At 60.2% G+C, this 13,977-nt stretch carries 11 protein-coding genes and 1 riboswitch; of the genes, 6 read left to right on the top strand and 5 right to left on the bottom strand.

Annotation, left to right across the window (positions count from 1 at the left end; translation table 11 throughout):
- Positions 1–79 precede the first annotated feature (79 nt).
- On the top strand, positions 80–697 hold the full coding sequence (locus ACZ1HA_RS09755) for a TetR/AcrR family transcriptional regulator (protein WP_472713705.1): 618 nt from the start codon (positions 80–82) through the stop codon (positions 695–697).
- 10 nt (positions 698–707) lie between these two features.
- Here the strand turns inward: ACZ1HA_RS09755 and ACZ1HA_RS09750 are convergent, their stop codons facing one another.
- Positions 708–1,487, bottom strand: a complete 780-nt coding sequence (locus ACZ1HA_RS09750) for a GntR family transcriptional regulator (protein ID WP_472715314.1) — start codon at positions 1,485–1,487, stop codon at positions 708–710.
- 119 nt (positions 1,488–1,606) lie between these two features.
- On the opposite strand from ACZ1HA_RS09750, the gene ACZ1HA_RS09745 reads away from it, so the two are divergent.
- Together ACZ1HA_RS09745 and ACZ1HA_RS09740 are read left to right on the top strand one after the other, a co-directional pair.
- Positions 1,607–3,043 carry an NAD-dependent succinate-semialdehyde dehydrogenase gene (locus ACZ1HA_RS09745; protein WP_472713704.1) on the top strand — a complete coding sequence of 479 codons (1,437 nt, stop codon included), beginning with the start codon at positions 1,607–1,609 and terminating at the stop codon, positions 3,041–3,043.
- Positions 3,044–3,095: 52 nt separating this feature from the next.
- Entirely contained in the window at positions 3,096–5,423 is a 2,328-nt protein-coding gene (locus tag ACZ1HA_RS09740; protein WP_472713703.1) for a PHP domain-containing protein, read from the top strand.
- 165 nt (positions 5,424–5,588) lie between these two features.
- Here the strand turns inward: ACZ1HA_RS09740 and ACZ1HA_RS09735 are convergent, their stop codons facing one another.
- From ACZ1HA_RS09735 to ACZ1HA_RS09720, 4 genes are all read right to left on the bottom strand, one after another.
- Positions 5,589–6,836 (bottom strand): D-amino acid dehydrogenase, encoded by a 1,248-nt coding sequence (locus ACZ1HA_RS09735; protein WP_472713702.1) that lies wholly within the window; start codon positions 6,834–6,836, stop codon positions 5,589–5,591.
- 124 nt (positions 6,837–6,960) lie between these two features.
- Positions 6,961–7,046, bottom strand: a riboswitch (glycine riboswitch).
- 162 nt (positions 7,047–7,208) lie between these two features.
- A complete protein-coding gene (locus ACZ1HA_RS09730; RefSeq protein ID WP_472713701.1) occupies positions 7,209–8,510 on the bottom strand; it encodes an O-antigen ligase domain-containing protein in 1,302 nt (433 codons plus the stop codon).
- Positions 8,507–9,991 (bottom strand): GumC domain-containing protein, encoded by a 1,485-nt coding sequence (locus ACZ1HA_RS09725; RefSeq protein WP_472713700.1) that lies wholly within the window; start codon positions 9,989–9,991, stop codon positions 8,507–8,509. Before ACZ1HA_RS09725 ends, ACZ1HA_RS09730 begins: the two co-directional genes overlap by 4 nt.
- Before the next feature lie 115 nt (positions 9,992–10,106).
- Positions 10,107–10,721 (bottom strand): response regulator, encoded by a 615-nt coding sequence (locus ACZ1HA_RS09720; RefSeq protein ID WP_472713699.1) that lies wholly within the window; start codon positions 10,719–10,721, stop codon positions 10,107–10,109.
- A gap of 253 nt (positions 10,722–10,974) precedes the next feature.
- On the opposite strand from ACZ1HA_RS09720, the gene ACZ1HA_RS09715 reads away from it, so the two are divergent.
- The 3 genes from ACZ1HA_RS09715 to ACZ1HA_RS09705 all read left to right on the top strand — a co-directional run bounded on the left by ACZ1HA_RS09715 (position 10,975) and on the right by ACZ1HA_RS09705 (position 13,867).
- Positions 10,975–12,360, top strand: a complete 1,386-nt coding sequence (locus ACZ1HA_RS09715) for a WecB/TagA/CpsF family glycosyltransferase (RefSeq protein ID WP_472713698.1) — start codon at positions 10,975–10,977, stop codon at positions 12,358–12,360.
- Positions 12,361–12,384: 24 nt separating this feature from the next.
- Entirely contained in the window at positions 12,385–13,260 is an 876-nt protein-coding gene (locus tag ACZ1HA_RS09710) for a UTP--glucose-1-phosphate uridylyltransferase (protein ID WP_472713697.1), read from the top strand.
- Between the two features lie 100 nt (positions 13,261–13,360).
- Positions 13,361–13,867 carry a putative pterin-binding protein gene (locus tag ACZ1HA_RS09705; protein WP_472713696.1) on the top strand — a complete coding sequence of 169 codons (507 nt, stop codon included), beginning with the start codon at positions 13,361–13,363 and terminating at the stop codon, positions 13,865–13,867.
- Positions 13,868–13,977 lie beyond the last annotated feature (110 nt).

The following is a 13,977-nucleotide window of genomic DNA, read 5'->3' as shown; positions in this document are numbered from 1 at the left end:
AGCTTTTGAAAAAAGTTGAAGCTATTCATTATTTCAGTCAAGACTTGTTGTGAAATAAGCCGGGAAGCATGGATATCAAATGTCCGGGTTGCGTGAAAAACAGAAGGCCGACCGCCAGGGGCGCATTCTGGGGGCTGCCGTACGCATGTTCCGGGCAAGCGGTTACCGGTCCGTCCGAATCGAGGATATCGCGCGCGATGCCGGCGTCTCAGTCGGCACGGTTTATAATTACTACCAGAACAAGGGCGACATTCTGATCGCGGTTGTTGCCATGGAAGTCGAGGAAGTACTCGAGGCAGGGGCAGCCATTGTAGCCGATCCGCCAGAGGGTGCCGGAAGCGCGCTGCTGACACTGATCTTCAGTTATTTTGATCACTCGCTGGAGTATCTGTCCAAGGAGATGTGGCGCACGGCAATGGCCCTGTCCATTGAGGCGCCGGGAACCCGCAACGGCCAGCGCTACAGCGCGCTGGACGACCGTCTTGCACAACAGGTCACAGATCTCGTGCGAGCACTGCAGGCGCGCGGAGAGGTGGAGGCCAGTCACGACAGTGAGGCACTGGGTACGCTGCTCTTCAACAACCTCAACCAGAATTTCATCGACTTTGTGAAGGAAGACGCGATGACACTGGAGGCGCTCCGCCAGCGTGTCGCGCGCCAGACAGGCCCCGTTGCTGCAATGATTTCAGCGTACTGATCCCCGCCTCTCAGCGAAAGGGGCGCATGTCTCTCAGTTCCAGCGGGTCAGCGTCTGCCGGCACATATATCTCATGAAACCACAGAGGTTTATCGCCTGCTGAAAACCCTCTGATCTGGCAGCACAGACCGCGGGTGCCGGAGGGCAGCTCAAGCCTCAGGCAGAGCGGGTCGGGAATGGCCGAACAGACCACCCGGTTGGTGATGTGTTTGGTCGATACACCGAAGTCCCGCCGGACCACGGCATGCAGGTGCACTCCTTCGAGGGCTTCGGGATCCTGGTCGGCCAGTGCGCCGTAGCGCCCGCCGGACAGATAGAAGCGGCTGAGTACGCGGAATCGCCCGGAAACGTCGATTTCACGTTCAATCCGGACAAACCGGGGGCCATCGTTGAGAAACCGGTTCCATGGCCCGTCCGGTCCGACCAGGCCGAGATCCGTCACCCGGCTGAAGGCCGGAAAGACCGTGTTGTTTTCAGGGTCCACAAATCGAAATTGCCAGAGATCAAAAATCTCTGTGGTTCTTTCGGCGATCAGGGTGCCGCGGCCCGCGCGTCTGTCGATGACACCGAGTTCAGACAGCGCACGCAGGGCCTTCTGTATGGTGCCAAGGCTGAAGGGCAGTGCCCCGGCAAGGTCTGTTTCCGTAGGCAGGCGGTCACCCGGGGCCAGGATACCGCCCTCCGTCAGGTCCAGAATGGCCTCGGTCAGCAAGCGATGTTTGGCCAGAGCGGGGTTGGCCGAATGCTTTTTCTCAAGCTGGCGTGCGATGCTGTTCAGTGCTGCGTTCATATCCAAGCGGTCATCCAGAATGCTCATTACTATATAGTAACTATACAGCGTATGCCTTTACTATATAAGAATTGGAATCGCAGGTGACAGTGGGTCTGCGCGTTTCAGGGGGGCATGCCATGGATATCCGCGAACTTTTTATTGACGGTCAGTGGTGTGCTGGCAGTACGGGCGAAACAATCGGTGTGGAAAACCCGGCGACCGGCGACATCGTCGCTCTGGTTGCCTGTGCCAGCAAAGATGATCTGGACCGCGCGCTGGCCGCTGCTGATGCCGGGTTTCGGCTCTGGTCGCGCACCTCGCCCTGGGATCGGGCAAAGGTTCTGGACCGGTGTGCTGCGCTGATCGAGGAACGCATCCCGGAGCTTGCTGTTCTGATGACGCTGGAACAGGGCAAACCGCTGGCCGAATCCAGAGGAGAGCTGGACCGGACGGTCGATGTTTTCCGCTGGTGCGCGGGCGAGGCCATCCGCGCCTATGGCCGGCTTTTGCCGCAGCGGGGCCGCGGCATGCGCCAGACGACGATTAAGGAACCTGTCGGTCCGGTTGCAGCTTTCGCGCCCTGGAACTTTCCTGGGGTTATGTTCGGGCGAAAAATTGCGGCTGCACTTGGGGCAGGTTGCTCGCTGATCATCAAACCGTCAGAAGAATCGCCCGCCGTTTCCGCGGGCATCGTCCGTGCGTGCCAGGATGCAGGTGTTCCCGCGGGTGTGCTGAACATGGTCATGGGCGATCCGGCGATGATCTCGGATTACCTCATCCGGTCACCGGTTATTGCCAAGGTGTCGCTGACGGGCTCAGTTGCCGTGGGTCGCCAGCTCAGCCGGCTGGCCGGTGAGTTGCTGAAGCCCGCGACAATGGAACTGGGCGGGCATGCGCCGGTCCTGGTGTTTGATGACACAGACGTTGAAAAAGCGGCCAGAATGACCGCCGATTTCAAGTACCGTAATGCGGGCCAGGTCTGTCTGGGGGTCAGCCGCATCTATGTTCAGGACGCTGTTTATGAACAGTTTTTAGAGTGTTTTTGCGAGCGGGTGAACGCGCTGAAGGTCGGTGATGGCATGCAGGACGGGGTCACGATGGGCCCGCTCGCCAATGCGCGTGGTGTGCGCAGCATGGAGGCGATCATGTCTGATGTGGCTGATCGGGGCGGGCGCACGCTTCTGGGCGGGAACAGCATCGGCAACCGGGGGCATTTCTGGGCGCCGACTGTTGTCACCGAAATCCCCGATGACAGTCACATCATGACCCGGGAACCCTTTGGCCCGGTCGCACCGGTGCTGCCGTTCACAGACTACGATGACGTCATCCGGCGCGCCAACAGTCTGGAGTACGGGCTTGCAGCCTATGCCTTTACCCGATCGCTCGACGTGGCCACGAATGTGGCAGACGATCTTGAAGCTGGATGGATCGGTGTGAACAATTTTTCACCCGCGCTTGCCGAAGCGCCGTTCGGCGGGGTGAAAGACAGCGGGTTCGGATATGAAGGCGGGCCTGAAGGCTTTGATGCCTACTGCCGCACGCGGTTCGTCAGCCAGGCCAACATGGACGACTGAGCTACGAGGCCAACCCGCAACCACAACGGATCCCACGCAGAAAGGAAGACAGATGTCCGAAAAGATGCCCGCGATGACGCCACCCGAAATAAACAACGGCGCGCTGCGCGATCCGATCGCCCCGGAGCTGCTGGGAACAGCGGTGCTGGACAGAACCGGGTCCTTTGAGGCGGGCAGTTATCAGAGTTTCACGCTGACCTATACCGCGGGGCGGTTCGGTGTTGATGACAGTGGCAGCCTGCGGATCTGTTTCCGTTTTGCGACGGATCAGACAAATCCACAGTTTGATGACCCGGCAGCTCCTGGCTACACCGAGGTTGTTGCCTCGAATAATGCGGTCCTGCAGGCGCGGTTCGATCCCAAAGGCAACATAAGACCATGGGACAGAACGCTGCAGATCAAGGTCGTGCGCGGTTTCATGAAAGAAGGTGACACGATCACAGTGCGCTTTGGTGTGACGGATCACGGCGGGCCGGGCATGCGCCTGCAGACGTTCTGTGAAAGCCGCTTTGAGTTCCGTGTACTTGTGGATCCGATTGCGACCTACAATTTCCAGACCCTGCCGGATCAGCCGGCGATCTCTATTGTGCCTGGCCCACCCGAAACATGGGTGGCGGTGGTGCCGTCAACAGTCGTGCCGGGGGAGGCCTTCACGCTGAAAATCAAAGGTGAAGATCGTTGGGGCAATCCTTCGGATCAGGCCGCTGCCCGCCTGGTGCCGTCGGCGGATCAGCCGCTGGACGGAATGCCCGGGATCATCGACATCGCGCCGGGCCCCTTTGCCAAGGAGATACCGGGGCTGATCGCCCATAAAGAAGGTCTGCTCAAAATCTCGCTGACCGGTGAAGACGGTGCGCTGGTCGCTGTCACAAACCCGTCAAACGTACGCAGAGCTCCGGAACTGCGCAGTTACTGGGGTGACCTGCATGGCCAGTCCGATGAAACGCTGGGCACAAACAGTGCAGCTGATTATTTCGCGTTCGGCCGGGACAGAGCATTCCTTGATGCCTGCGCACATCAGGGCAACGATTTTCAGATGACGGATACGTTCTGGCGCGATCTGAACGTGGTCACGGCCCATTTTGACGAGCCGGGCCGCTTTGTGACACTTCCGGGCTACGAATGGTCCGGCAACACGGCGCTGGGCGGGGACAGGAATGTCCTTTTTCCCGTGGAGGGCAGGACAATGCGCCGGTCCTCGCATGCGCTGATCGAGGATCAAAGCGACGCCGGCACCGACTGTCACACCGCGGGCGAGCTTTTTGAGGCCTTCGCGGCGCACGAAGAATGGGATGTGATCTGTTTCGCCCACTGCGGCGGCAGATATGCGGATATCACGCAGGCCCATGACGGCCGGTTTGAGAAATCCGTCGAGGTGCATTCGGCCTGGGGAACCTTTGAGTGGATCGTTCAGGACGCGTTTCGCAGCGGGTATCGTGTTGGCATTATTGGCAATTCTGACGGGCACAAAGGACGCCCTGGTGCCAGCTATCCGGGTGCCGGGTGGTTTGGTGCAGTGGGCGGGCTGACCTGTTTTCTGATGCCTGAACTGACCCGTGCTGAGTTGATCGGCTGCATCAACAGACGTCACCATTATGCGACAAGCGGAGGGCCAAACGGCCGTATCCGCATGGAAGTCGATGCGACGTTTGACGCGCCTGCAACGCTGTATCTTGAAGATCCGGATCTGGTCCTTGATGCGCGGTCTGAGCCGTGCACGCAGGCCATGATGGGTGACATCGTGCACCTGGCGGAAGGTGATGTGCAGCTGAGCCTGCGCGTCGATGCCGGGGCTCCGGTCCGGCGGGTTGATGTATTCAACGGGCTGGAACACGTCGAATGTATTCTGCCATTCGCTGCGGAGAAACCGGGGAACCGGCTTGGCGTCCTGTGGGAAGGGGCCGAATACCGCGGTCGCTTCCGGGCCGTCCCCTGGGACGGCAGCGCACGGTTTGAGGGCGCCGCGGTTGTCTCAGCAACACCGGTCAATTTCTTCAACCGGGACAAAACGCTCGACCTGAGGTCGGACAATACGCTGTCCTGGCAATCCGTAACGACGGGAAACCATGCGGGTTTCATCGTTGCGCTGGATGAGCATGACGACGGCCTTATCCATATCGAAACGCCCCTGATCAGCGAAACGCTCCGGTTGTCGGACATCGGGTTCAGCGACACGGTCCTCGATGCTTCGGATATCCTGCCGCGGGGCATCCGTCTGTTCCGCCTGCCGGCCGAAAACGTGCATCGCAGTGTTACGCTGGAACGCCGCCTTACGCCCAGTGAGGGTCAGGATAACCCTTACTACTTCCGGATCACACTGGAGGATGGGACACAGGCGTGGTCCAGTCCCGTCTACGTGCTCCGCAGCACAGGGAGCTGAGCAGGGCACCTGAAGTTGTGATCCCGGCTGCAGCATTGCTGTCGGACGCTGCAGCTCGTTCCTCGCAGTGGTCCGGCACCGGGTTTTAGGAGCGGCCGCATCTGCAGACAGATACGACCAGTCTCATTGGCACGGCAGGAACCAGACCGTCAGAACAGAGCAGGGTCAGGCCGCTCTGGCACTTACGCCGGGCGCAGATGCTGCCGGCCCTTTTTGCTCTGAGACGCTCGCAGCGACCAGACGTGCTGTTGCGGCCGAAAGCGTCCAGCCGAGATGCCCGTGCCCGGTGTTGTAAAACACGCCAGGCGCTTTGCCGCGACCAACACGGGGCAGCATTGAGGGCATCATGGGACGCAGCCCGGCCCAGGGGGTCACGTTTTCTGTCGAAACGCCGGGGAAATGACGCTCGCACCATTCGGTCAGGGGCCTTATCCGGTCCGCGCGGATATCCCGGTTGGCACCGTTGAACTCTGCTGTGCCCGCGATCCGGAAGCGGTTTGCGCCAAAACGGCTGGCGACGATCTTGGCGCGGTCGTCCAGCAGGCTGATCCAGGGGGCAGCTGCCTGACTTTCTGCATCTTCCAGTGCGACGGTGACTGAATACCCTTTGACCGGGTAGATATTGACCCGGTCGCCAAGCTGACGGGCGAACCCGCGGCTTTGAATGCCGGCGCTGACGACGACTGCGTCAAAGGTCTCAGGGGCACCGCCCGCAGTGACGCTGACCGCTCCGCCCTGAGTGGTCAGGCGTGTGACGTCGGACCCGAACCGCAGATCGGCACCACGACGGGCACAGGCGCGCGACAACCCCATGGTGAATTTATGGATGTCCCCGGAACTGTCTGATTCCGTGATGAAACCGCCGATGATGTCCCCCTGCAGAGCCGGTTCCGCTGCACGCACTTCTTCTGCTGAGATTTCGCGGCGGTCGAGCCCTCCTGCGCGGAGCAGGTCATTCACCTTCCGGGCATGTTTCAGGTCTTTCTGACGGTCGTAGAAATGCAGAATACCGCGGCGTTCGAGGTCGAAATCGATGCCTTCACGGTCCGCCATGTCGAACAGCACGGCGCGCGCCGCGATGGCGAGCCGCACCGTTTCGATGGTGTTCGCTTTGTAGTTGGGGATGTTCGACAGAAACTCTGCCATCCAGCGCATCTTGTGCAGGGTGGGGGCCGGGTTCACCAGAAACGGCGCATCTGCCTGAAGCATCCAGCGGATGCCTTTCAGAACTGTACCCCATTGCGTCCAGACCTCGGCATTGGAAGCCGACAGCTGGCCGCCATTGGCAAAGCTTGTTTCCATTGCCGCATAGCGGTTGCGGTCGAACACAGTCACTTCAAAGCCCTGGTTCAGCAGTTCGTAAGCGGTGGTGAGGCCGGTAACACCGGCGCCGATAACAGCAACTCTCGACATATGTCTATCCTCGCACGGACGGCCGCAGCCGCATGCCCCCTCCGTGCGTGGAACCTGAGAGTTTCACCCGTTGCCGGGCTTTCTCCTACGGTGGACCCCGTCGGGGGCCGCTTTCCGGAGTGTTTCAGCCATACCGGTCCTGGGACCTGAGAGTTTCCGGGGCGGTTGCTCCTTCGGCGACGGTGACCCGTCTTCTCCCGGCATGGCCTTGCTGAGTGCCAGTTAGTACCCGCCGTTGATTCGATCAACCAAAATGTCCGCGGCGACAGACACTGTTGTGTGACGAGGGCGTCCGGGCCGGGCGGGCTATCCCGCGCCATTTTGCAAGGGGGGCTGCAGATTCCGCTCCAGACCGCGTTCTGGCCTGTCTTGTCAGGCTGGGACGCCCTGTGCCTGTGTCTCACGCGGATGCACGCTGGTGGCCGCTTCTCTGAGATGGCAGCCCAGCAAAACCAGCGAGGGCCACATCAGGTAGACTTCAATTTCGATGTTCTCTCCGAAAGAGAGCAGCAGGAAGGTCAGCAGAATGCCAAGGGGCAGGCGGCCTCTGGGATTGTTGATCGCGTCGATTGTCACAAAGATGAAGTGCGCAACAAACGGGATGAGGAAGGCCAGGAAACCGGTGACGCCTTTGACGAACAGCAGAGCGTACCAGGTGTGGTGGCTGCCGATTGGCATGTATTCGACGAGGTGAGGTCCGGGCTGAACGGTGCCGTGACCGAACCAGACCGCGTCATTCTGCCAGCGTTCCCAGGCAATACGCTGGAGTGTTTCGCGCACCCGCGTGCTGTCGGCGCGGGCACCTTTGAACCCCTGGACTGCGGCGACCGCCATGTCATAGGCGAAAGCACCCCAGACGGCGGCGCTGGCGGTAATGGTTGAAACGGCAAACCATGCCCAGGACCGGGCAATCAGCGGAAGCAGCCGCGGTGCCATAGTGCATGCAACCAGCCCGACCAGACCCATGCGCGATTTGGAGGCAAGAATCATGAGAACGCCCGCGCAGACACCGATAAGCATCCATCTGCGCTGTTTTTCCTCCAGCGCGAACAAAACCATCAGGATGCCAAGGATCGCCGCAAAGGGAGACCAGGGGGCATAGAACTGCCAGCGTGCGGTCCAGCTGGCGGGGTCAAAGGTGTAGAGATAAACGGTGAAATATTCCGGACCCGGCCCGCCCACGGCTTTGAAGGGAGAGGTGAATATCCGCTCCGGCAAGCCGAGGTACGGCGCGGCGAGCAGGGCAGGCGCCAGAACCAGCGTCCAGAGGCCGACGATACACTGCGCGCGGATCAGAACCTCGCGGCGGATCGGCAAAACCGCACCCGCCAGCGGAAACAGCGCCAGCAATGCCCAGCCCTTGGCCCATCCAATGGATGATTTGATGGTTTTCATCATGCCAAGATCCCAGTCCATGTGACCGGCCCAAAGCGCAAAGAGCATGACCGCCATGCCTGCAAACCAGAGCCAGATCAGCCCCGGCACCGGGCCTGTCGGGCGCAGATCCCTGCGTATTGCCGGCCCCAGATAGAGAGAGAGCGCTGCCAGGCCTGCCAGAACCCAGGCCAGAACCGGTCCGACAACATAGAGGGTTCCGATGGCATAGAACGGCCATGTCCACGTCAGCGTCGACCAGACGATCCTTTCGGCAGGTCCTTCGGGGCGGACGGTCATGCGTCATCCCCGGTTTCCGGTTTTACCAGCAGACGCGACAGGATGGACTGCCGGATCCAGGCGATGGCAAGACCGCCGATCAGCAGCAGTGTCGCGGCAAGGCCTGCTGCGATGGACAGTTTGCGGCGCGGAGAAGAGGGGGCTTCCGGCAATGACGGATCCTCAAGCACCTGGACGAGCGGATAAGAGGCGTAGACATCCGTTTTTGTGGATTCCGAGCGTGCGATAGCAGAGGCGAATACAGCTTCGGCGACTTTGAAGTCTCGCTGCTTGTCTTCCAGTTCGGCGGCGAGAGGTGCGAGTGCCGCCAGCCGTGCTTTCTCGCCGGCAACCTGCTGTCTGAGGGTCGCAACCCGCTGACGGAGGCCTTTGCGCGCGGTGTGCTCTTTTACAAGGCCGCTGAGCAATGATGCCCGTTCGCCCTGTGGCGCGCGGTCCAGCCCAGCAAGCGACGCTTCGTCAAGGCCGGTGACCTCGGCAGCGTGAGACAGCGCCGCCTGCCGCGCGCCTTCAAACGCGTCGCTGGCGCTGATGTAATTCGGGTGGCGCGGCCCGAAGCTGGCCTGTGCCTGCGCCAGAAGCGCTGCATGACGGGCGATGTCCTCTGTCAGGGCCAGGTACTGGCGGTCAGCAAAGAGTTTCAGCGTCGTGGCGGCGGTCTGTGGCGGCAGTCCAAGCGCGGCTTCCAGCGCGTTCACTGCTTCGTCACGTTCACTCGCTTCCGCCTCAAGCCGCAGGAGCTGTTCTCTGAGGCGTTCATGCGCCGCCACCTGTTCAGTGTACTGAGCCGCCGTCAGAAGGCCGCTGCGCTTCTGAAGCTGCGTGATTGTCTCCCGGATTTCGGCAACAGCTGTCGTGTATTCCGCGATGGCACTCTGCCCACTTGTCTCACGGGTGGCGATTTCGTCAGCGCGCAGCGCGTCGATTTCATCAAAAAACGCAGCCAGCAGGGCATCGGCGTGGTCGCGGGACAACTCCGGCGTGCCGGCCTTCATCGTGATGTGTATCAGGCTTGTCTGGTCCACCAGGGTGACCCGTGGCTTGCCGAATACATCATTGGACACGCCCATCTCTTTTGCCGCTGCCGTCAGGATCCGGTCAGCGCTGATCAGACGTTTGTAGGTTTCGGTCGGGCTGATTGAACCATTCGAGAACGCCGAATTGGCGTAGGAAGACGCCTGGCCGATATTGTTCAGGTTGACGGAGGCTGAAGCGCCCGACCCGGGAAGGATCAGCGAGGCATGCGAGGTATACTGCAAAGGCGCTGTCGCCAGATATCCCGCAATCGGCGCCCACAACGCACTGGCACCCAGCAGAAAAACAGCGACATAACGCGGGAGTCGACCGGCGTCAGACAGGCGGCCCCCGATAATGAGACGCCGCCAGCCCAATGACCGAAGGGGGCGTCTGGAGATTGCGAGCCAGCTCAGCCGGCCGTTTGTGGTATCGGAATTAGGACGGTGAATATCGGACTGAAACATAACATACCTCGTGAACTGATCACGTGATATGATGCCCGGGCTGCTGTGTCTCAGGTGCCAATGGCTAACGCATGGCGCATCGGTCGGGGCAGACTATCCCTTGGGATAGAGCAGATCAGAAAAGGCCGGCCTCTTTGGCCGTCAGGGCAGCCTGTGTCCGGTTGCTGGCACCAACTTTCCGGTAAAGTGTTTTGACGTGCAGCTTGATCGTGGGTTCGGAAAGGTCGAGATCGCGTGCGATCTCCTTGTTTGATTTGCCTTCCGTAAGCCCCCGGAGAACCTGCATTTCGCGCTGGGTCAGTTTCTTGGCCAGCGGATGCTCATTCTCAGGCTCAGCTGCGGACATAAACCCGGCGGGCACATATTGTTCGCCCATGGCCATGAACCGGATTGCGTTCACCAGTGATTTGGCAGGAAGCGTTTTCGGAACAAAACCCGCTGCACCGGCGGCCAGCGCTTTTTCAGCGAGATCCCGCGAACCTTCTCCCGTAATCAGTGCAACCCGGTTGGCACCGTCCATCGAAATTGCAGTTTCGAGGCCCTCGAGCCCGTTCATTCCCGGCATGTTCAGGTCGAGCAGAACCAGATCGAAGGGCCGCCCTTCCTCAATCTTTTTGCGCGCCGAAGGAAAGTCAGGTGCCGTTTCCACTTCGATGCCACCAGTCGCTTCGACGTAGGCAACAAGAGTGTCCAGTACCAGTTCATGGTCGTCTGCAATCAAAACTCTCATCTGAAACTCCTAGCGCGATCTCGCGAACTATAGGTCCCGGCATACTGCATATCTCCGGCGTTCATAACAGGGCAACGGAACAGGGTCGGCTATCCGTTTGAATAATGGTCCGGTCTGAGTGCGCACCGGTTTTCACATCAAGATAGCCCGCTCAGCCCAATGCTTCGACACCTGTCCATTCGCCCGTCTGTGCACAACAGAAGGTCTGCTGCACTTTCCTTTCAACGCAAACAAATACGATCGGAAAGTAAAAATGCACTTTATTCCAGAGCATTACCTTTATGAGAATGCGCAGGCGGCCTCCACTGCCGGGCTGCGTGTCCGCGAAGTCATGGGTGTCCAGCTTGCCGATGCGCAACCCGAAGAAACTGCAGACCACCTGCTGTCCCGCAAAAAGGCCACGGTCTTTTTCCTGAATGCACACTGCGCGAACATTCGTGCCCGCGACCAGGCGTACCGGTCTGCTGTTGCCCGTGCCGACTATGTGCTGCCCGACGGTATCGGCGTGGAACTGGCGGCGAAAATGCGCGGTCATCATCTGGCTGCCAACCTCAACGGCACCGACTTTGTGCCGCTTCTTCTGCGCCTGGCAGCGCGTCAGGGACTTTCGGTGTTCCTGCTTGGGGCGGCACCCGGCACGGCAGAGCGTGCAGCGCACCGTCTGGTTGGGGATGTGCCGGGTTTGCGCATTGCCGGTACCATGGATGGCTATGAACAGGCGACTGACGAAGCCGAATGCGTCCGGGCGATCAATGCGTCTGATGCTGATATCGTTCTGGTGGCGATGGGTGTGCCAAAGCAGGAACTCTGGATCGACCGCAATATCAGCGCGCTGAACGCACGACTCATTCTTGGGGTCGGCGCATTGTTCGATTTTCTGGCGGGCAACGTCCGCCGGGCTCCGGCAGCTGTGCGGCGCGCAAAGATGGAGTGGGTCTGGCGCTTTGCCATGGAGCCGCGCCGGATGGCTGGCAGATATATCCTCGGAAATTTCGCCTTTATGGCGCGCGCTGGCCTCGATGCCGCCCGTCAGAGCAGCGGCGCAGACATGGTTAAACGTGCGATGGACATTACCATTTCAGGGTCCGCACTGGCGGTTCTGGCGCTGCCGATGCTGCTTGTGAGTGCCGCGATCCGGGCAGAAAGCAAGGGAGACGCTCTGTTTCGGCAGACCCGCATCGGTCGCGATGGCAAACCGTTCCGTATGCTGAAATTCCGTTCGATGCACAACGATGCCGAAAACCGCCGGGAAGCGCTGCTCGCCACATCGGACCGCGACGGTATCTGTTTCAAAGCGCAAAATGACCCGCGTGTGACCCGGATCGGGCGCTTTCTGCGGAAAACGTCTCTCGATGAGCTGCCCCAGCTGATCAACGTCTTCCGCGGTCATATGTCCATTGTCGGGCCGCGGCCCGCGTTGCCCGAAGAAGTTGCAGCCTATCCGGCGCATGCGTTCGAGCGTCTGCAGAAAAAGCCTGGGATTACCGGCATCTGGCAGGTCTCCGGGCGTGCAAACATCGGCTTCGACCGGATGATCGCCATGGATCTTGCCTACATTCGCTCGCGGTCGCTGTTGCTGGACGTGCTGCTGATGGCCCTCACGTTCCGCGCCGTGTTCACCGGTCGCGGCGCCTATTAACCCACAATACCAAAGGAGAATATTATGAAACCCATTCGAAAAGCTGTTTTCCCGGTCGCCGGTCTCGGGACCCGTTTTCTGCCAGCGACCAAATCGGTTCCCAAGGAAATGCTGCCTCTCATCGACAAGCCGCTGATTCAGTATGCAGTCGACGAGGCGAAAGCGGCAGGCATTGAAGAGTTCATCTTTATCACGTCATCGGGCAAATCCGCGCTGGAAAACTACTTTTCATCGATGCCGGCGCTGGAACAGTCTCTCGCCGACAAGGGCAAGGTGGACATCCTTGATGCCCTGCAGGCATCGGCGCTGCCGGGTGGGTCGGCCTGTTTCATCCGTCAGGACCAGCCGCTCGGGCTCGGGCATGCTGTGTCACTGGCTCGCAATGCTGTCGGGGATGCACCCTTCGCCGTTATTCTGCCGGATGATGTCATCTGGGCAAACACACCAGCGCTGGCCCAGATGGTTGATTGTGCCGCCCATACCGACAGGCACATGATCGCGACCCAGGCCGTTGCCGAGGAAAGCCTGTCGTCTTACGGCGTTGTCGATATTGCCCGGAGCGCGGGAGCGGTGCAGAAACTGCGCGGTCTTGTCGAAAAACCGGCAGCAGGCACAGCGCCCTCGCGCTATGGCATTGTCGGGCGCTATGTGTTGCAACCGTCTGTTTTTGATCGCCTTGATGAACTCACACCCGGAGCGGGAGGGGAGATACAGCTGACGGATGCGATCGCTGCAGATCTCGGATCTGTGGGCGTTGACGGCTACGCCTTTGACGGGCGGCGCTTTGACTGTGGTTCAGTGCGCGGCTACCTTGAAGCGACCGTTGCCTTTGCGCAGGACCGGCCGGAACTGGACGGCGTCTTCGACACACCATCCGGTCTGTTGCACAAAGTGGCCTGATGCATGGCCTATCCTTAAGGATAGGTCACTATCCGCATGTTTGATTGCGCGGACGCCGAAAACACAGTCATACATTACTCGAAAACTACCGGAGACCCCTATGAGCCGTTTTCTTGCAAAACTGTTTGCCGTTGCCATGTTCGTGTGCGGCCCTGTGATGGCAGAACCCTTGTCTGCGCCCTCAGGTGAGGTTGTGCTGACCGTGACCGGTGAGATCACCGTGACCAACGCGCCCGATGCTGCTGTCTTCGACATGGAAATGCTGAAAGAGCTGCCTGTCGAAGCCTTCGAGACAACGACGATCTGGACCGAAGGCAGCAACCGGTTTGTCGGTGTGCGTCTCTCAGAGCTGCTCGACAGCCTTGGCGTGGAGGGCGGCACGCTGCGGGCCACAGCAATTAACGACTATTCCGTGGAAATGCCGGTTGACGCGGCCCGGGGCGGCGCTCCAATCATTGCGTATGAGATGGACGGAAACCCGATGTCACGCCGCCAGAAAGGTCCGCTTTGGATCGTGTATCCCTATGACAGTGATGCAGAATACCGTTCCGAACTGGCGTATTCGCGCAGCATATGGCAGCTGGACCGGCTGGAGGTCATGCAGTAGCGTGACGAATCCGACTGCCGGGCCCGGGTCCTGAAATGAGGCCCGGGTCCAGAACGTTCAAAGCCCCGGGGCGATGGTTCCTGTGGCTCATCGGGGCCGGCCTACTGGCC

The organism is Roseobacter sp. S87 (assembly GCF_055693285.1).
The sequence above is the reverse complement of the archived record's forward strand: the minus strand, read 5'-3'. Positions and strand labels throughout refer to the sequence as shown.

Coding starts and splice junctions, on each gene's coding strand:
- ACZ1HA_RS09710 (WP_472713697.1), top strand. CDS start 12,385: ATGAAACCCATTCGAAAAGCTGTTTTCCCGGTCGCCGGTCTCGGGACC.
- ACZ1HA_RS09735 (WP_472713702.1), bottom strand. CDS start 6,836: ATGTCGAGAGTTGCTGTTATCGGCGCCGGTGTTACCGGCCTCACCACC.
- ACZ1HA_RS09705 (WP_472713696.1), top strand. CDS start 13,361: ATGAGCCGTTTTCTTGCAAAACTGTTTGCCGTTGCCATGTTCGTGTGC.
- ACZ1HA_RS09725 (WP_472713700.1), bottom strand. CDS start 9,991: ATGTTTCAGTCCGATATTCACCGTCCTAATTCCGATACCACAAACGGC.
- ACZ1HA_RS09715 (WP_472713698.1), top strand. CDS start 10,975: ATGCACTTTATTCCAGAGCATTACCTTTATGAGAATGCGCAGGCGGCC.
- ACZ1HA_RS09740 (WP_472713703.1), top strand. CDS start 3,096: ATGTCCGAAAAGATGCCCGCGATGACGCCACCCGAAATAAACAACGGC.
- ACZ1HA_RS09730 (WP_472713701.1), bottom strand. CDS start 8,510: ATGACCGTCCGCCCCGAAGGACCTGCCGAAAGGATCGTCTGGTCGACG.
- ACZ1HA_RS09750 (WP_472715314.1), bottom strand. CDS start 1,487: ATGAACGCAGCACTGAACAGCATCGCACGCCAGCTTGAGAAAAAGCAT.
- ACZ1HA_RS09745 (WP_472713704.1), top strand. CDS start 1,607: ATGGATATCCGCGAACTTTTTATTGACGGTCAGTGGTGTGCTGGCAGT.
- ACZ1HA_RS09720 (WP_472713699.1), bottom strand. CDS start 10,721: ATGAGAGTTTTGATTGCAGACGACCATGAACTGGTACTGGACACTCTT.
- ACZ1HA_RS09755 (WP_472713705.1), top strand. CDS start 80: ATGTCCGGGTTGCGTGAAAAACAGAAGGCCGACCGCCAGGGGCGCATT.